Origin of the sequence: Lysobacter sp. CA196 (assembly GCF_052078695.1) — a bacterium.
Taxonomy (GTDB): Bacteria; Pseudomonadota; Gammaproteobacteria; order Xanthomonadales; family Xanthomonadaceae; genus Lysobacter.
This window is the reverse complement of sequence record NZ_JBQJIN010000013.1, coordinates 108,339-125,007: the sequence shown is the minus strand read 5'-3', so window position 1 is coordinate 125,007 and position 16,669 is coordinate 108,339. Positions and strand designations below refer to the sequence as shown.

Below are 16,669 nucleotides of genomic sequence, written 5' to 3'. Positions count from 1 at the left end.
AGAGGGTAGGAGCGGTGCAAGCCGCGACCACGGTGTTTCAATCTCGCGCCGATGCCATCTGCAATCCGGCACAAGTCGCGGTCAGAGTCTTGTCGCGATGAAGCCCTGGGTTCCCGCCTTCGCGGGAACGACGGTGAGGGGCATAGCTTCAAGGTCGCGCGACTTTCTATTTCGTCATCCCCGCGAAGGCGGGGATCCAGAGGCTTCAGCGCCTGCCCTCACTCCTGCGCCGCCTGCGTCGGATCGAACGCGAGCAGGTCGCCGGGTTGGCAATCCAGCACGCTGCAGATCGCTTCCAGGGTGGAAAAGCGGATGGCCTTGGCCTTGCCGGTCTTGAGGATCGACAGGTTGGCCAGGGTGATGTCGACGCGCTCGGACAGTTCGGTCAGGGTCATGCGGCGTTCGTGCAGTTTTTCGTCGAGACGGATCACGATGGCCATGGCTTACACCGTGCCTTCGAGGTCGCTGCGCATCCGCGCGCCTTGTTCGAATACGCGGGAGAGCACGAACAACAGCAGTACCGCCAGCCACGGTGCGAACGAGAAGCCGACGTCGAGGTCCATCTTCAGCGACGGGGCCGCTTTCGAGGCGCCGTAGACGATGGCGCCGATCAGCAGGCGCAGGCCTTCGCCGGCCAGTACCCACCAGGCGATGGCTTGCAGGCGACGGCTGTTGTCGCTGATGAAGGGATCGCCGTCGCGCACGCTGTCGACGATCGCCAGCAGTGCGCGCAGCACGCGATGGGTGAGGTAGGCGGCGACGATGCCGAGCACGACGACGGCGCGCAGGGCGTTATGCAAATGTTCGTAAGCCACGCCGAGGGCCTCGAACAACAGCTTCGGGTTGACGAAGGTCGCGACCAGCAGCGCGGCGATGGCGAAGGCGTACAGGGCGTTGAGGACGATCAGGCCGCGGATCAGCGGGCGGGCCAGGGTGAGGGCGTTTGGAGGACGGGTCATGGGGCGGCTGCCTGCGTTATATCGGTAAGCGATATATATAATATCGAAAAACGATATGCAAGTGCTTCAGGGCAGCCCGTTGGACCTCCCGCCGCCAGGGCGGTCCGGCGCGGCGCGCCTTTGCCGGGCCGGGGCTTCGGCTCACCGCGGAAAGCCCGGCGGGTGGGCTCCAGGTCTTGGCCTTGCTTGCGGCGCCGCTTATCCCGTTTCAGCCACTCAATCGTCGTCGGCGTCCTCGCCCCTGGCCAGCACTTTGCGTTGCATCGCGTCGAGGTAGGCGTCGGCCTCTTCGACGCTGCTGAAGATTTCGCTCATCGGCACCGCCTTGACCAGGTCGAACACTTTCTGGATCTGCGGCTGTGGGTTGACCACGACCACCTTGCCGCCGCGCGCCGACAGCGCCTTGCGCGCGCGGAAGATCGAGCGGATGCCGGCGGAGCTGATGTATTCCAGGTCGGCGAGATCGAGCACCAGCGACGGCACGCTGGAGGCGAGCGTCGGCCCCAGTTGGCGGTCGAGTTCGGCGTAGCTGGCGGTGTCCAGACGGCCAGCGAGGTAGACGCGCTGGCTGTGGGCGGTGGCTGGGTCGATCCGGATGGTCAGGTCCATGCGTGGCTCCAGGTTCTAGATGCCGGCCTCAGTCGCCGGCAGCGGGTCGTAGCAGCACGATGTGCAGCACGTTGTAGCGGCCCTCGCGCGCATAGGTCGCGTGATTGGCGAGGGTACGGACCAGATGGAGGCCCAGGCCGCCCAGCGGGCGATCGTCGATGTCGGCATCCAGGTCGGGTTCGGGCTCCGACAGCGGGTCGAACGGCGCGCCGTCGTCGCGGAATTGCAGGACGATGCGCTCGCGTTCGATCGCGAGTTCGACGGCGACCTCGTGCTCGACGCCGGGCTGGGCGCCGTGGTCGACCGCATTGCACATCACTTCCTCGGTGATGAGCCGCACGTCGCCGATCAGCGCGGGGTCGATGCCGGCCTTGACCAGCGCCTCGTCGACCGCGGCGAGCAACTCCGGAAGCCGGGCGCGTTCCTGCGGTGCGCGGAACCGCTGCGACAGAGGCTCGTTCGGTTGCTCGCCGTCGTCGTTGCCGGTCCAGTGCAGCGACAGCACGGTGATGTCGTCCGATTGCGGTGCGTCGGCGGCGAAGCGATGCACGTCGGCGACCAGGGCGCTGCACAGCGTGCTCGCTTCGTTGCTGCCGCGCAGCGAAGCCAACAAACGCTCGCCGCCGAACGGTTGTTGCTTGGCGTCGAAGGCTTCGGTGATGCCATCGGTATAGGCCACCAGGGCCTCGCCGTTGCGCAGGCGGCCCCGCCAGATCGGATAGTGTTCGTCGGCCACCACCCCCAGCGGCGGACCCGAGGGCAAGTCGACGAATTCGGCGCTGCCGTCGGCGCGCAGCAGCACCGGCGGTTCGTGACCGGCGCTGGCCAACGCCAGCTCGCCGCTGCGCGCGTCGATCAAACCGCACATGACCGTGGCGAACATGCAGGTGTCGTTGCCTTCGAGCAGGCGCAGCGCGGCCTCCTGCAGGGCGATCCCGGGCGAGCCGCCGCGGCCGGCGGCTATCTCCAGCACGGTCATGGTGCGGGCCATGAACAAGGCCGCCGGCACGCCCTTGTCGGAAACGTCGCCGATCGCGAACCACAAAGTGTGGCTGTCGCGCTCGAAGAAGCTGTAGAAGTCGCCGCCGACCGCCTTGGCCGGTTCCAGGCGCGCATTCGCCTGCAGGCGCCACTCGTCGGCGCCGAGCACGCGCGCGCCCGGCAACATCGCCAGTTGGATCTCGCGCGCGATGTCCAGCTCGCTTTCGAGTTTCTGCCGCGCCGTGCTCATGTCCTGGATCTCGACGATCTGGCGCTTGATCGAGCCGCGTGCGTTGTCGAACGCGCGCGCCATCACCCCGACTTCGTCGCGCCGCTCGGTCTGGTGCAAGGGGTAGTCGAATTCGCCGGCGGCGAAATGGCTGGCCGAACCGGTCAGGTCGCTCAGGGGCGTGGTGATGCGCGCCGCCATCCGCCGCACCAGCAGGGTAATCATCAGCGACACCAGGGTTACGATGATCGCCAGCTGAGCGATGGTGCGCTTGAGCGCGGCCAGCAGCGGCTTGTGCGACATCGACACCTGCAGGCTCCAGCCGGTTTTGCCGATCGGTTCGAGCACCGAGTAGCGCGTCTCGCGGGTGCTCGGCAGCACATGGGTGAACTCGAACCGGCGCCGCTGCGCCTGCGCGACGGCCATCTCGGTCAGATCGCTGCGCCCGGCCGAGGCGATGTAGCGCTCCAGCGTGGTCTTCAAGGCGACCTTCGGGTCGGCGTGCAGGGTGACGGTGCCCCTGGGCGCGAACAGCGCGGGGCGCTGGCCGTAGATGTGATGCAGCGGTTCGACCAGTTCCGCCCAGCGCGCGATCGGCACGTCCAGGCTGACCATGCCCAGGCGCCTGCCGTCGGCTGCGCGCAGCGGCAGGTTCAAGGTGCTCATCCAGTGGCCGCCGGCGGTTTCGTTGAAGTAGGGCTCCGACCACCACGGCGTGTCGGCCGCCAAGGTGCGCTGGTACCAGGGCTGGCGATGGGCGTCGTAGCCGATGGCGATGAGGTCGCGATTCGCCACGCCGCGACGATCCACGCCGACGTAGTACGCCATCGGCAAGCCATCGCGCAGCACCCCGGGTTCGAGCGCGATCAGGCCGCCGACGGTGCTGGCGTCGGCATCCAGCAGGGCTTCCATCGCCTTGATCGTCGCCTCGCGGTCCAGCGCCAGGCTGTTGAACAGGCCGATCATGGCCGCGCCGGTGATGCGCACCGACTCCATCGAGGCGAGCAGGCGGTCGGCGGTCTGCGCCGCTTCGTAACGGGTCTTGTCCTGCGCGCCGGCGATGATCTGCTGGCGGGCGATCAGGAAGGCGACGACGAAGCCGATCAGCAGCAGCACCCCGACCAGCACCCCGAACCACAGCATCAGCTTGGTGCGCAGGCTGTCGCGCCACGATACCGGCGGGTGAGCGTCGCGCGCGAGCACGCGCGGTGGGGTCGGAGCGGCAATCGACTCGGTCCGGTCCATCGGCGACTCCCAGAGGACTGGGCCGAGCATAGCCCCAGCTGCGACCGAAAAAAGGGGCGGCGTGCACTGTCCTCGGCGGCCTTCGATGCGGGGCCGGCCCGTGCGCGCCGCTCTCGCCGCCTACATCCGCGACGCCGTCAGCCGTATGTCGGCATTGCGCCAGGCTTGGGCGAACTCGCGTTGGGCGTCGGTGGCTTCGGCGTTCTTGTTCTGCGCGCGCAGGCTCTCGGCCAGCCCGTACAGCGACCAGCCGTTGCCGGGGTTGCGCAGCAGCTCTTCGCGATAGATGCGTTCGGCCTCGGCCGGGCGGCGGGCGTCGAGCAGGATCGCGCCGAGCGTCTGCCGCACCGGCGCATGCCAACCCGGCGGCTCGTCGTAGGGAATGCGGTCCTCGATCGCGATGGCCTCGCGCAACGCGGCCACGGCGACATCGTGCTTGCCGCGCGCCGCTGAGATCTCCGCGGTGACCACGCGTTCGGCGATGCGCGCCGCGTGCGACAGCGGGTAGCGGTTCCACACCGTCAGCTTTTCCATCGCCGGGTCGGCAGCGAGCGGGCGCAAGGCTTCGAGATGGCGCTGCGCATCGGCCAGGCGGCGCTGCCGCACCGCGGCCATGGCCTGGGTGTAGTGCCAGATCGCGGTGACGTAGGGCAGGTCCGGCGCCGGGTTCGGCGCCTTGGCGATTTCGTCCCAGCGGCCGAAACGCACGCGCTCGAACCACGGCGTCATCCAGTAGTGCTGCAACACCGCGAAGCCGTCCTTGCGCATCAGGTCCTGCAGGTTGGTGCGCTCGGCGGTGGTCTGCGCGGCCGCATGCGCCACCGCGCTGCTGCCTTCCATGCTGGCGGCGAACCACAGGAAGTGGTGGTTGTGCGGCACGTAACCGAGCGGATACACGCCCTGGGTGTTGCCGCGGCACAGCTCCAGATAGGCGTCGTCGGCTTCGATCGCGCGTTGGTTGGCGATCACCGCGTCGTGCCAGCGCCCGACCCGCGAATAGATGTGCGCGGGCATGTGCACCAGATGGCCGGAGCCGGGGATCAGCTCGCGCAGCCGGTCGGCGGCGGCGGCGCCGCGCTGGGGTGCGGACGAGGCTTCGACGGCGTGCACGTACAGATGCAGGGCGCCGGCGTGATCGGGGTTGCGCGCCATCACCGATTCCAGGGTCGACACGACTTCGGCGGTGCCGCCCTTGGGCCGTTGCTTTTCGTCGTAGTAATCCCAGGGCTGCAGGTCCATCAGCGCTTCGGCGTGGAAGGTCGCGGCGTCGAGGTCGTCCGGGCGCTGTTGCACCAGCTTGCGGGTGGCCTCGGCATAGGCCAGGTCCAGCGGCTTGCGGTCGGCCGGCGGGTCTTGCGCATAGCGCGCTGCCAGCGCCTGGATGAAGGCGCGCTCGCGTTCGCTGGCTTTGGGCGCCAGCGCCAGTGCGCGTTGCAGTCGGGTCCAGGCTTTGCCGTTCTGCTGCGGGTCCATCGCCGCATTGACGTGCGGGCCCAGCACCAGCGCCGCGCCCCACCAGCACATGGCGCAATCGGGGTCGAGTTCCGTGGCCTTGAGGAAGGAGCGTTCGGCGGCGTCGTGGTTGAAGCCGTAGGTCAGCATCAGGCCCTGGTCGAACCAGCGTTGCACCTCGGGGTTGCGGCTGGTGACCGGGAAACGGTAATCGCCCAGGCCCTCGAGCAGATGCGCGCCGACCATCGCCAATTGCGGTGGCGACACCGCGGGCTCCGTCGCCGGCGGGTTGTCGGCGGTCGGCCCGGTGTTGCGGCAGGAAGCCAGCGCCAGCAAGGCGAGGGCGCAGGACAGGGCGAGGGGGCGGAGTGCGGGCAGGGACAGGTACATGGGGCCTCCCGGAATACGCGCAGGAGCGCGACAGCCGTGATCGACTTCGGCCAGGGCGGGCACGGCGGCCAGCGTCGCGGCCCCTGGGTGGGGACGGCAATGGCCCATCGCTGCTTTCCGATCCCCAGACGCAGCGACAGGCCAGTCGGAACCTGGGGATTAAAGCAGGGCGCGCATTAAAAGCGGGTCAGGGAGGCGGCTGCGGGACCGGGCAGGCGACGGACGGCGACCTTGGGCGTCATGCCGCGCCTTGCGCCAGTTCCGCCAAGTGGTGTTCGAGCAACTGACGGACCTTCGGCGTGGGTATCTGCGGCAACTGCGCCAAGGGCAGGTCGCGGCCGATCCTGCGTGCAAGGATCAGGCCAACCAGGTAGCCGCCGCGCGCCGGCTCCGGGCCCCGATGGCCGGCGCTGAAGTAACGGTTGGAGTCGTCCGCCGCGACCGAGTCGAGCACCTTCAGCAATCCGCTGGCGAGATCGCGCACGGTCGCCGCGTCGGCCTGGGCGAGCTTGCGGTCGTCGAGCAGCACCTGCAGCAGGCTTGCGTCCGGGTTGAGGCGTTCGCTGACGTAGGTGGCGATGCCTTCGCTCCACAGCGAGCCGTACACCGGCGGAGCGTCGTCGACGATCAGATCGGGCAGCAACTGCGCGTGATAGAGGTGGAAGGACTCGTGATCGAGGAACACCGACAGGTTCGCCTCGGCGCCGTGGTAGCGGACGATGCCGTCGATGCCGATGAACAACGGCAACTTGCCCTGCCACGGCTGCAGATGGCCGTCGAAGCCGAACAGCGAGGGCATCAGATAGATCGGCGCGCGCTCGCGGCGGAATTCGGGAAACTCGACCTGGAAGTGTTGCACATGGCGCCGGTAGTGGCGGCCGAAGTCGGCGCTGAGCGTGCGTACCCGGCCGGCCATCGCGTCGAACTGCGGCAGCCATTTGCCCAGGCGTTCGGGCGTCGGTTTCAGGCCGGCGCCGGCATAGACCTCGGCATGCTCGCTGAAGAACGTCGCTGCGAGCGCTCGTGCGCGGTCGTCCGCGTCTCGGCTGTCGTCGTAGGCTTGCCAGAGCTTCGGCATCAGGTCGATCGGCCCCGGCGCCTCGGCGGCAATGGCTCCGCCTGCGGCGGCGAGCAAGGGCGAAAGGGCGGCGAAGCGGAGTAAGTCACGACGATGCATCTTGGGTTCCTTCGGAAAACTTCGGCACGATGAGGCGAACGCCGGCATGGCTGCGTCGCATCGACGGACCGGTGGTCGGAATAGGCCAGTCCAAGAGAACGTAATCGTGTCGGGACCGGACAGTGCGCAAGGTCATGGCAGGTGAAGCGTCGCCGCAAGTTCGCTTGCGGGCTTACAAATAAAAACGCGGTGGACGCGAATCGTTTCGCGACCGATGGACTCGCACGCCTTCATCCAGGCCCTTTGACGCGCATGCGGGAGAGGGAGACAAGCGGCGGCAGCGAAGCATGGATGCGGGCCGGCTGCTGATCGCTCTTTCCTGATCGTTGAATGTGCTTTCGCGAGGTCTCGGGCTGGGCGTGAAGCACTTATGGCCGCGTCGAAGCGCTCGATGGCCGTTGCGCTCGCGCCGCTGCGTTGTGGAGGAAGGGCGGGCCACGCGCACGGTCGACGCACAGGCGCAGGCTCGGCAAGGAAGGGGGATCTGACTATGCGTTGGTCGTCGCTTGCGATGTGCCTGGTGTTGACTATCTTTGCAGCCGACGCCAGTGCGCAGCGCGGCCGATCCTCCTCGCGTGTCGAGCCTGGCAAGGCCCATGTCGAAACCGTCGAAACGCAGCGACAACGGCAAGCGTTCGAGCGTGCCGAAGTGGAGTACAGGCTGCGACAAGAGGCGACGGCCACCGACCAGGAACTCGCGAACGGCACGCTCAGGGCAGCCAGGGAATGGGTCGACGGCCTCTCTCCCGGAGAATTGCAGGCCTACCTCAGCGGACTGCACGGTGCGGGTTTGTCGCTGCAGACCGCAGCGGCACGAGCGACGGGTCCGACTGAAACCGCAGCTGCGGGCAAGCGGTATCTGGCCGAAATGGAACGGCGCATCGACGCCCACAACGCCGAATGGGTGTCGAAGCTACGCTCCGCCGATGCGAAACAGTTAGTGGCATTCGCCAGGAAGCGACAGGCGGACGCAAGCTTGGACGAGATGCCCCCTCGTATCGTGGATGCGTGGCGGGAGTCGATGCACGCCGATAGGGCGGCGCTGCGGGAGCAATTTCCTCTGCTCGACGGCGACGGGGCCCGGTCCGATCGCTTGCTGCGTTTGTCCGATATCGAGTTCGCCGCTCCCGGGAAGTTGAGCGAACACGAACTCGGCTATCGGCAGCAGGCCCTGAACGCCTACATTCGCAACAGCCCGGTCCTGTCGAAGCTGGCGCTGGACCAGTGGCAGTTCCGTTCGCCGCAGATCGAGTCGACCTGGCGCGCGCTCAAGGCCTTGGAAAATCCATTGCCCGGCGGCGCGCCGGAGGTCGTCTACTTTCTCGACCGGGTGGTCGCCCACGACGCCATCGCTGGGTTGGATGCCGGTTGGGGTACATCGAAACGCGGTTCTCGGTTACTGGAACATGCCGACGTCGACCGGTTGTTGTCTGAATTCAAGGGCAAGACCCTGATCCTGGTCGGTCATATGGAGAACCGACAGTTCGTCATGGATCGCGGGCCCGGGCGCGAGCCGCTGGCGCTGGATCTGCCGGGACTGTTGCAACGTGCCGTCGAGCAAGGCGTGCTGCTGGTGCCCATCGGCTGCAGCTCGGCCAACGAAGGAGCGTACTTCGGCTTTACTCATCCGATCAGTGCCAGCCAGGTAAGCACGCTGCTGCAGGCCATCCCGGACCGGCCGATGGCCGTCGGCGAGCTGTTCGCAGCGTTCGACGGCATCGGAAAAATCGCGCTGGATGCCGGGCATTCGGCCGAGTACCTGGAGCTCACGGTCGGAACAGTCAGCGAGTTGCGAGGGCAGGGCGAGGCCATCAGCGTGATCCGCATTCCCAGCGGCGCCGCGCAAACCGACGAAGACTTCACCGACTATTTCCAGCAATGGGAGCAGGAAAGCCGGCCGCTTCTGGACAAGGGCGTGGCCGGTGGGTTGCGCACCGCGGTCCGTGAGGCGCCTTGGAAATTCTTGCTCTGCGGTTTCGCGCTCCTGGCAGCCCTCAATGGCTGGGAGTGGTTGCGCGCGAATCTCATGCCGCGCAAGGGGCTGATCTCCCGGGTCGAATATATCGGCCAACGGACCGTCGTGTGGGCCGGAGGCCTGGCGACACTCGTAGGCCTGCTCTGCTACGCGATATTGCTATGGCGGGTTCTGCTGATGTTCGTGCTGGTGCTGGTAGGGGCTTTCATGTTCTTCGGCCTGCAGGCCTTGTTTCAACACTACTTCGGGTTCGATCATGAGAAGTAACTTTGTCGTTTCTTACCTGAAGCGTGTCAGCCCCGAGCGGGTCGATGCGCTCAAGAAGGCCTTCCCCGATGCCGACGCGTTGTTCTCCACCGATCTGGTCCTGGGCGAAGACGATGCCGTACCCAACCCGCGCGCGGCCCGGCTGGCGTTGATAGGCGAGGCGGCAGCGCGGCTCCAGCCCGATATCGAAGGCCTGATTCAAGCCTTGCGCCATCGCAGCCGGCGCATCGCCCGCTTGAGACTCGCTGGCGGGTTGGTCGCGGCGGTCGCCGGCGCGGTAGGTGCGGTGATGGCGCTTATGGCCGGACAACTGGGGCTGCCGAAAGAGGGCGTCGCGGTCGTCGGCTCCACGGTCGCGATGATCGGCGGCCTGTTGACCGTGTTCGCCAATCATTTCGAGCGTAGCGAGAACGGCGTGAAGTATTCGGCAGTGGAACTGCTGCCCAAGCTGGTCGAAGCGCGCGCGAGCCTGGCCCGCGCTTCGTTGAGCGTGGAGCGCGATCCGGTGTTCCCGCTTGGCGATGTCGAGATCGACAGCACCCTCAAGCTGCTCGATGAATCCGCCATCGAGGTCGTGCGGTTGAAGTATCTGGCGCAGGCTTAGTTGCACTCGCGCTCCGAGGCGCTTTACGTTCCGCTTACCCGATCTTCACGGTCGCCTGCCGATGGCGCGAGTCGAATGCGTGGGTCCTGGTCCGTATCGGAGAATGAGCATGAAACGAGCGTCCCTCGTCATCGCGTCGTCCCTGCTGTTGGCCGTTTCCGGCTCGGCGTTCGCCGACATCGTGACCGTGAGCGGGCACGGCCAGAGCTACGACCCCGGTATCGCCCTTGAGGATGCCCGGGCCGACGCCATCGCCAAATGCTCGGCGCAGGCCGGTTCGCCGTTGGAAGAGATCTACAACCACGTCACCCGGGCCAACCTCTGGCTCGCGGATTCGATCTGGAAATGCGAAGTGCCGTGACGGGTGGTAGCGACAGAACCCGCTTCGGTCGAGCGGCCCAATAAAGTGCCTCGCTGTCGCCGATTCGCGGGTGCGATTCGGGCCTCGCCATGGTCCGATCAAATGCACTCGTCGCAAACACTCCGCCGCGCGCCGAACGCGGCGGAGTGAGCCAGTCCGCGGCCAGCCCAAGCCTCACTGGCCCAAGCCTTAATCCGCGGCACCAGCGCAGGCAGCGGCTTGCGACGCAGCGTGGAACTCGATCAGCAGACCGAGATCGCCTTGGGTAGGCGCCAGGAACGCATCGCCCAGCGCTCCACGATAGCTCGCGAGCTCGGTTTCATAGCCGCGCTCGACCCGCCGTTTCGCCACGTCGATATCGGCCACGGCCATGCTGATACCCAGCACTTGCTCGCCGCCGCTGCGCAGCGCCTCCGCGGCCGGGCCGGGGCCATCGGGTTGCAGAGCGAACACCTGTTTCTGGCCCACCGGTACGCAATAGCCCCGGGCGGCTATCTGCGGAATGCGGACAGGCTTGGCACCGCCGAGGCCCATCCGCTCGAACTGCTTGCGGTCGGCATCGGCATCGGAGGACAGCAACCATAGTCCGGTCAGGGCTTGCGCACTATTGGGGTGTCGAGGCGCGATGCGCGCGTCGGAGGCGCGACCCGGGCTGGCTTCCAGGGTCGCGTAATCGATGAAGAACAGATGGCTCGACAGCGGCTGCGGTTCGAACGCGAACAGCCGCCAACGGGGCGGCCTGGTTGGGCCGTCGCCGTCGGGATCGGTAAGCGCGGCAGTGAAGATCGGTGTCGGCGCGAACGCCTGTTGCTGCAGGAACTTGTGGGCTTGGTCGAGGATCGCCGAGCGCAGACCGAAAGTCCGTGAACCCGCGCCACCGCGCAGCGAAGCCTGGTCCGCCTGCATGCCCGGGTCCAGCTCAGCATCCGCTCGCAGGATGCCGAACAACTCCAGATAACTGCGATCGGCCATCCGCACATAGGGGTTGGCCACGCCTCCCGTGCTGCGCCCCGGCCGGACCTGGAAGCCGAGTTTGACCGCCATGACCGCGCTGATCTGGTCGATGTCGCGTCCCCATAACAGGGCGTGGTCGATCTCGGTGGTGCCTCCGAGCGACTCTGCGGCGATGGCCGCGGATGGAACGATGCCCAGGATCAGGGCCGACCACAGCACGAACGTGCGTGTTGCGCTCTTGCTTCGCTTCAACTTCATTCCCAACCTCTGTACCTGCAGTGCGATGGTACGCAGCATGCGAGCACGGCCGGCCTCGATGCGAGCACAAACGGCCGCTGTAGAGCACGGGTGGATGAATATTTGCGGCCCGCAGGATCGCTGTTGCTGGCAACGGAGCAGGGGCACATCGTTCGGACAACTCGTCGGAGCGAGCGCTTTCGCCAGCCCCGTCGCGACCTTGTCCTGAGCGCGCTGCTTGTCGCGTCAATCATCCGTGTGGACGCAATGCGGCCTGCCGATGCCCTTGGCAGACCCCACTGCGTCCTCAGGATTACCCGATCAGTGGTTTAGACCGTGACCGACACCGTCTGAGTCCAGACCGCGCCGACCGGCGCGCTGGCATTGTTGTAGGTGTACGGCGTGGTGCCGACGGTGACGGCGAACTTGGCCGGGCCGCCCCAGTTGATGCCGACCATGGTCAGGTCGTACTTGCCGGGCGGCAGGATCGAGTTCAGGTTGACGGCGTAGTTCACCGGGTCGTTGTAGCCGGAGGTGATGTGGAGGATCTCGGAGGTGCCCGCTCCGGTCGATGCGACGATGTAGAGTTCGTTGTCGCAGGCGCTTACTTTGATCGCGGTTGCCATGTGGATATTCCCTTTCCTGGTGTGAGTGATGTCGCGGAATGAATGAAACGGTGTTTGCCTGTGTGCGGCTGTTGGTCGTCAGGTATCGCGTTTCCCCTGTGCGATCGGAGGGAGGCGCTTTGCATCGTCGCCTCCCCGCGAATCAACGCTGCAGCCACAGTATTCGTGAAGGCATTCGCACAAGCAGTTTCAATAAACGCTCACGCAGGTATCAGTTCCATCGCACTGCGTGCAATCGGGCGACACTGCTTGCCGTCGCTTCCCGCCTATGCGGCCGGTGGCGTCCGAACGATCCGCATGACCGGCACGTCGAAGCAGCGGGCCAGCTCGTGAGCGATGCGGAAGCGCACGGCGCGGCCGGATTCGGCGCGTTTTATCGTGGCGATGGACACGCGGATGTTGCGCCGCCAACAGTCGTCGGCCAGGTCCTGTTGGCTCAACAGGCGGCTTTGCCGTAGCCGACGCAACAGCGCCTTGTCTAGAACGACCTGTCCCCGGTCCAGCAGCGGCTTCGCGTGGTCGGCGGTCGCGACGGCATCGCCGTTACCGGACAGAGCAAGCGCGAAGGCCGACGCCGAGGCGAGCTCGTCGTCTGCGGAGGGGGCGGGCAGGATGAAGTAGTCCATTGAACGATCCTCGCGGGTATGGGGGTGACCGCGTCCGAGCGGCCCCACATCGCGGCTCCCTCTCCTCGGCGTCCGTCCGAACATCGACGGGTAGAGAGGCAGAATGGATTGCGATGCGTCGGCGATCACCTTGACCGCCAGATCCACTGCTCGCCTTTCGGAAACCTGCCGGTTCGTATCCTGCTGTTTTGCTGCGCGTTTCTTGTGAGACGACACCTCGGCCGCGAATCGGGATTCGCTGGCGGCCGAGGTTCGGCAGGAAACGGGAAGGTTCGCAGGCCGGGAAATCGCGATGAAGTTCGCGTGCTCAGGCGATCGGAAGGCGATGAGTCGGGTCGATGACTGCGCAGCGAGTTGATCGGGCGTTAGCCAAGGTTAGTCAGCGTTAGCGTGATCGGATGGATCGGACGACGCGCACGGCGTTGCCGCGCGTCGAGTCGGCGCAGCCGAAGCGGGATGGTTCGGTTGCTTTGGTTGCGTTGATGCAACGGTCCGGTCGGCGCGGATGGCGGCTCCGACCGAGCCCGATCAGTTCGGTCGCGACGTTCGATTCAGCGCCGGGTGCCCAGCACGCCGTCCAGCGCCAGCTCGGCCTTGAAGCCGGCCTGGTCGAGCCGCTTGGCCACTTCGCGCGGGACATCGCGGCCGCTGGTGAGTTTGTTCGGGCTGCCGGTGTAGTGGAACAGGCGCCCGCCGCGCCGCAGCACCCGCGCCAGGTGGTCGTAGAAGGTCTGCGAGTACAGCTCGCCGGCTATGCCGAAGCGCGGCGGGTCGTGTAGCAGCGCGTCGACCGAGGCATCGGCGATCCGGGCGATCGCGTGCGAAACGTCGGCATGGGTCAGTTGCAGGCGGCCGCCGCTCGACGCGGCCTCCGGGTCGGGCGACCACGGATTGAGGGTGCGCAGCCACAGCACGTCTTCGTTCTTCTCGAACGAATGGATCTGGGCGGCGCCGGCTTCGAGGCAGCAGGCGGCGAAATAGCCCAGGCCGCCGCAGGTGTCCAACACGACCTTGCCGCGCGGTTCGACCAAGGCGACCTTGCGCTGCGCATCGTCGACTGGCGAAGCCTTCGAGGTGGGCAGCATCTTGATGCCGTCGATCTCGAAGGTCGGCGCGCCCCATTCGGTCGGCACCAGCTTGATCAGCGAGCCGGAGAAGCGCGACACCGGGGCGAAGTCCTCGCCGTCCCAGTGGTAGATGGTGCGGTCCTTGAGTTTGGACGGGTACGGATAACGCTGGTCGCGCCACACCCAGGCGTCCGCTTCCAACTGCGCTTCGCCGCTCGAACGGCCCAGGTCCAGCGAGCCGGTCCAGAGGCCGGTGCCGGCAGTGCGCGCGGCCAGCAGTGTTTCGGCATCGGGACGAGTGAGCAGGGGACCGGAGTAATGCGGCACGGCGGGGCGTTTCCTTGGGCGGTGATCGGGATGAGCGCAGGCGGGTGATCGAGGAGCAAGCCCGAGCGTGGGACGGAACGATAGCGCGGCGGGCCGACCGCAGCCAGAAGTCGGCGAAGCGCCGGGTTGGCCTGCTGGCGCCGGATACAGGCCGGGATTAGCCGGGACTGGCCGGGTCCGGGCCGGGCTCGGCCCGAAGCTTGTGGGGCCAAAACTCACGCGTGTGGCCGCGGCGGATATCTGTGCCATTGCTGGCCTTATGACTGCGGGCCCCAAACCATCGGCCTACGACAGGCCGGCCCGGCTGCGCTAGGCTGCGGCCTTTCCAGCGGGGACCGCATATGAAGCCTTCACGTTTGAGCCTGGGCCTGGCGCTTGCCGCCGCGCTGGCTATTCCTTCCGTCCACGCCGCCGACTCCGCGGCCGGCGCCGCTGGCAAGGGGCAGCCCCGGCTCGGCAGCTTCGGCGTCGACATGTCGGCGCGCGACACCCAGGTCAAGCCCGGCGACGACTTCAATCGCTACGTCAGCGGCCACTGGCTCGACACCTATCAGCTGAAGGACTACGAGACCTCGTACGGCTCGTTCAACATGCTGCGCGACCAGTCCGAGGCGCAGGTGCACGCGATCATCGAATCGCTGCAGCAACGCAAGGACCTGGCGCCGGGCAGCGACGCGCTGAAGTTGTGCGACTATTACGCCAGCTACATGGACCGCGCCGCCCGCGACGCCGCCGGCATCCGTCCGCTGCAGCCGGTGCTCGACCGCATCGCCGCGATCGACTCGAAGCAGGCGCTGATCGCGGCCTTCGGCAACACCGACCTCGACGGCACCACCGCGCCGCTGCGTTTCGGCGTCGACCTGGACCGCAAGGACCCGGACCAGTACCTGGTCGGCCTGCGCGTCGGCGGCCTCGGCTTGCCGGATCGCGACTATTACCTCAACCAGGACGCACGCTTCGTCGGCATCCGCACCGCCTATCTCGCGCATATCGAGCGCATGCTCGGTTTCGCCGGTGTCAGCGATGCGAAGGCGCGCGCACAGGCGGTGCTGGCGCTGGAGACCGAACTGGCCAAGCCGCAATGGGAGCGCGCCAAGCTGCGCGACCGCGACAAGACCTATAACGTCGCCAGCTTCACCGAACTGGCCAAGCAGTACCCGGGCTACGACTGGGCCGCGCAGGTCAAGGCGCAGGGCATGCCGGCGCTGGACCGCGTCAACGTCATCACCCCGAGCGCGGTGCAGCCGGTGCTCGACGCGATCGCGGCCACGCCCTTGCCGGTGTGGCGCGATTACCTGAGCTTCCATGCCGTGCGCAACAACGCGCCGCTGTTGAGCCGCGAGATCGACGATGCCTCCTTCGCCTTCACCGGCACGGTGTTGAGCGGCCAGAAGGCCCAGCGCGACGACTGGAAGCGCGCGGTGGCGACGGTCGCCGGCAGCGACGGCCTCGGCGATGCCATGGGCAAGCTTTATGTCGAACGCCATTTCTCGCCGCAGGCCAAGGCCGCGATGCAGACCTTGGTGGAAAACCTGCGCAAGGCCCTGCGCAGCAACATCGAGAAGATCGACTGGATGGGCGAGGGCACCAAGGCCGAGGCCTATCGCAAGCTCGCCAGCTTCCGCCCCAAGGTCGGCTATCCGGACAAGTGGCGCGACTACGGCAGCGTCGCCATCGTCCCGGGCGACCTGATGGCGAACGTCATGCAACTGCGCGGCTATGGCCGTAACGACCAGGTCCGCCGCATCGGCACGCGTCCGGACCGCGACGAGTGGTTCATGACGCCGCAGACGGTCAATGCTTATTACAACTCGACCTTCAACGAGATCGTGTTCCCGGCGGGCATCCTGCAGGCGCCGTTCTTCGATCTCAATGCCGACCCGGCGGTGAACTACGGCGGCATCGGCGCGGTGATCGGCCACGAGATGGGCCACGGTTTCGACGACCAGGGCAGCAAGTCGGACTACGCCGGCATCCAGCGCAACTGGTGGACCGACGCCGACCGCGCCGGTTTCGAGCAGCGCACCCAGGCCCTCGGCGCCCAGTACGACGCGTTCTGCCCGTTGCCGGGCCAATGCGTCAACGGTGCGCTGACCATGGGCGAGAACATCGGCGACGTCGGCGGCATTTCGATGGCCTATACCGCCTATCAGCTCAGCCTCGGCGGCAAGCCGGCGCCGGTGATCGACGGTCTGAGCGGCGACCAGCGTTTCTTCCTGTCGTGGGGCCAGATCTGGAATGGCAAGTACCGCGACGAAGCGCTGCTCAACCAGATCAAGACCAACCCGCACTCGCCCTCGCAGTACCGTGCCAACGGCCCGCTGCGCAATTTCGACCCGTGGTATCGCGCGTTCGACGTGAAGCCGGGCGATGCGATGTACCTCACGCCGGACAAGCGCGTGCGGATCTGGTGAGGTAAGCGGCGAAGCTCGCCCAAGCGGGCTTCGCACCGGACCGGATGTTTGCGAAACAGGGGCCGCTTTCCGAGTCCGATCCGGACGAAGGAACGCGGCCCCGTTTCGTTTGCGGCGCCGGAGCGCGCTGCTCGTCGCGGTGGCCTCGAAACCGAGGCGCGGCGGCGGG

At 66.8% G+C, this 16,669-nt stretch carries 14 protein-coding genes; 4 read left to right on the top strand and 10 right to left on the bottom strand.

Translation table 11 applies throughout. The annotated features are described in order from the left end of the window. Positions 1–218: 218 nt before the first annotated feature. From ACTOWK_RS13585 to ACTOWK_RS13560, 6 genes are all read right to left on the bottom strand, one after another. Complete coding sequence (locus ACTOWK_RS13585; RefSeq protein ID WP_441330691.1) at positions 219–440, bottom strand: helix-turn-helix domain-containing protein; 222 nt, start codon at positions 438–440, stop codon at positions 219–221. 3 nt (positions 441–443) lie between these two features. Beyond that, positions 444–959, bottom strand: a complete 516-nt coding sequence (locus ACTOWK_RS13580) for a DUF2975 domain-containing protein (RefSeq protein WP_441330690.1) — start codon at positions 957–959, stop codon at positions 444–446. A gap of 216 nt (positions 960–1,175) precedes the next feature. After that, positions 1,176–1,568: an STAS domain-containing protein gene (locus tag ACTOWK_RS13575; RefSeq protein ID WP_441330689.1), complete on the bottom strand. Its 393-nt coding sequence runs from the start codon at positions 1,566–1,568 to the stop codon at positions 1,176–1,178. A 28-nt stretch (positions 1,569–1,596) separates the two neighbouring features. Then, positions 1,597–4,023, bottom strand: coding sequence for a SpoIIE family protein phosphatase (locus ACTOWK_RS13570; protein ID WP_441330688.1), 2,427 nt, complete (start codon positions 4,021–4,023; stop codon positions 1,597–1,599). Between the two features lie 120 nt (positions 4,024–4,143). Next, positions 4,144–5,865 carry a hypothetical protein gene (locus tag ACTOWK_RS13565; protein ID WP_441330687.1) on the bottom strand — a complete coding sequence of 574 codons (1,722 nt, stop codon included), beginning with the start codon at positions 5,863–5,865 and terminating at the stop codon, positions 4,144–4,146. Positions 5,866–6,103: 238 nt separating this feature from the next. Continuing rightward, positions 6,104–7,042, bottom strand: coding sequence for a hypothetical protein (locus ACTOWK_RS13560; RefSeq protein ID WP_441330686.1), 939 nt, complete (start codon positions 7,040–7,042; stop codon positions 6,104–6,106). Between the two features lie 490 nt (positions 7,043–7,532). On the opposite strand from ACTOWK_RS13560, the gene ACTOWK_RS13555 reads away from it, so the two are divergent. The 3 genes from ACTOWK_RS13555 (at position 7,533) to ACTOWK_RS13545 (ending at position 10,249) form a co-directional block, all read left to right on the top strand. Then, positions 7,533–9,284 carry a hypothetical protein gene (locus ACTOWK_RS13555; protein ID WP_441330685.1) on the top strand — a complete coding sequence of 584 codons (1,752 nt, stop codon included), beginning with the start codon at positions 7,533–7,535 and terminating at the stop codon, positions 9,282–9,284. Continuing rightward, positions 9,274–9,888: a hypothetical protein gene (locus ACTOWK_RS13550; protein ID WP_441330684.1), complete on the top strand. Its 615-nt coding sequence runs from the start codon at positions 9,274–9,276 to the stop codon at positions 9,886–9,888. The genes ACTOWK_RS13555 and ACTOWK_RS13550 overlap by 11 nt, the downstream gene beginning before the upstream one ends. A 109-nt stretch (positions 9,889–9,997) precedes the next feature. Beyond that, complete coding sequence (locus ACTOWK_RS13545; RefSeq protein ID WP_441330683.1) at positions 9,998–10,249, top strand: hypothetical protein; 252 nt, start codon at positions 9,998–10,000, stop codon at positions 10,247–10,249. Between the two features lie 189 nt (positions 10,250–10,438). On the opposite strand, the gene ACTOWK_RS13540 is transcribed toward ACTOWK_RS13545, so the two are convergent. From ACTOWK_RS13540 to ACTOWK_RS13525, 4 genes are all read right to left on the bottom strand, one after another. After that, positions 10,439–11,500 (bottom strand): VOC family protein, encoded by a 1,062-nt coding sequence (locus tag ACTOWK_RS13540; protein ID WP_441330682.1) that lies wholly within the window; start codon positions 11,498–11,500, stop codon positions 10,439–10,441. Positions 11,501–11,769: 269 nt separating this feature from the next. Further along, positions 11,770–12,066 (bottom strand): hypothetical protein, encoded by a 297-nt coding sequence (locus ACTOWK_RS13535; RefSeq protein WP_441330681.1) that lies wholly within the window; start codon positions 12,064–12,066, stop codon positions 11,770–11,772. 266 nt (positions 12,067–12,332) lie between these two features. Further along, entirely contained in the window at positions 12,333–12,692 is a 360-nt protein-coding gene (locus tag ACTOWK_RS13530) for a helix-turn-helix domain-containing protein (protein ID WP_441330680.1), read from the bottom strand. A gap of 551 nt (positions 12,693–13,243) precedes the next feature. Continuing rightward, positions 13,244–14,086 (bottom strand): class I SAM-dependent methyltransferase, encoded by an 843-nt coding sequence (locus ACTOWK_RS13525; protein ID WP_441330679.1) that lies wholly within the window; start codon positions 14,084–14,086, stop codon positions 13,244–13,246. Positions 14,087–14,427: 341 nt separating this feature from the next. Here ACTOWK_RS13525 and ACTOWK_RS13520 point away from each other — a divergent pair, with 341 nt between their 5' ends. Beyond that, positions 14,428–16,500: a M13 family metallopeptidase gene (locus ACTOWK_RS13520; RefSeq protein ID WP_441330678.1), complete on the top strand. Its 2,073-nt coding sequence runs from the start codon at positions 14,428–14,430 to the stop codon at positions 16,498–16,500. Positions 16,501–16,669: the final 169 nt, after the last annotated feature.

Coding starts and splice junctions, on each gene's coding strand:
- ACTOWK_RS13585 (WP_441330691.1), bottom strand. CDS start 440: ATGGCCATCGTGATCCGTCTCGACGAAAAACTGCACGAACGCCGCATG.
- ACTOWK_RS13580 (WP_441330690.1), bottom strand. CDS start 959: ATGACCCGTCCTCCAAACGCCCTCACCCTGGCCCGCCCGCTGATCCGC.
- ACTOWK_RS13575 (WP_441330689.1), bottom strand. CDS start 1,568: ATGGACCTGACCATCCGGATCGACCCAGCCACCGCCCACAGCCAGCGC.
- ACTOWK_RS13570 (WP_441330688.1), bottom strand. CDS start 4,023: ATGGACCGGACCGAGTCGATTGCCGCTCCGACCCCACCGCGCGTGCTC.
- ACTOWK_RS13565 (WP_441330687.1), bottom strand. CDS start 5,865: ATGTACCTGTCCCTGCCCGCACTCCGCCCCCTCGCCCTGTCCTGCGCC.
- ACTOWK_RS13560 (WP_441330686.1), bottom strand. CDS start 7,042: ATGCATCGTCGTGACTTACTCCGCTTCGCCGCCCTTTCGCCCTTGCTC.
- ACTOWK_RS13555 (WP_441330685.1), top strand. CDS start 7,533: ATGCGTTGGTCGTCGCTTGCGATGTGCCTGGTGTTGACTATCTTTGCA.
- ACTOWK_RS13550 (WP_441330684.1), top strand. CDS start 9,274: ATGAGAAGTAACTTTGTCGTTTCTTACCTGAAGCGTGTCAGCCCCGAG.
- ACTOWK_RS13545 (WP_441330683.1), top strand. CDS start 9,998: ATGAAACGAGCGTCCCTCGTCATCGCGTCGTCCCTGCTGTTGGCCGTT.
- ACTOWK_RS13540 (WP_441330682.1), bottom strand. CDS start 11,500: ATGCTGCGTACCATCGCACTGCAGGTACAGAGGTTGGGAATGAAGTTG.
- ACTOWK_RS13535 (WP_441330681.1), bottom strand. CDS start 12,066: ATGGCAACCGCGATCAAAGTAAGCGCCTGCGACAACGAACTCTACATC.
- ACTOWK_RS13530 (WP_441330680.1), bottom strand. CDS start 12,692: ATGGACTACTTCATCCTGCCCGCCCCCTCCGCAGACGACGAGCTCGCC.
- ACTOWK_RS13520 (WP_441330678.1), top strand. CDS start 14,428: ATGAAGCCTTCACGTTTGAGCCTGGGCCTGGCGCTTGCCGCCGCGCTG.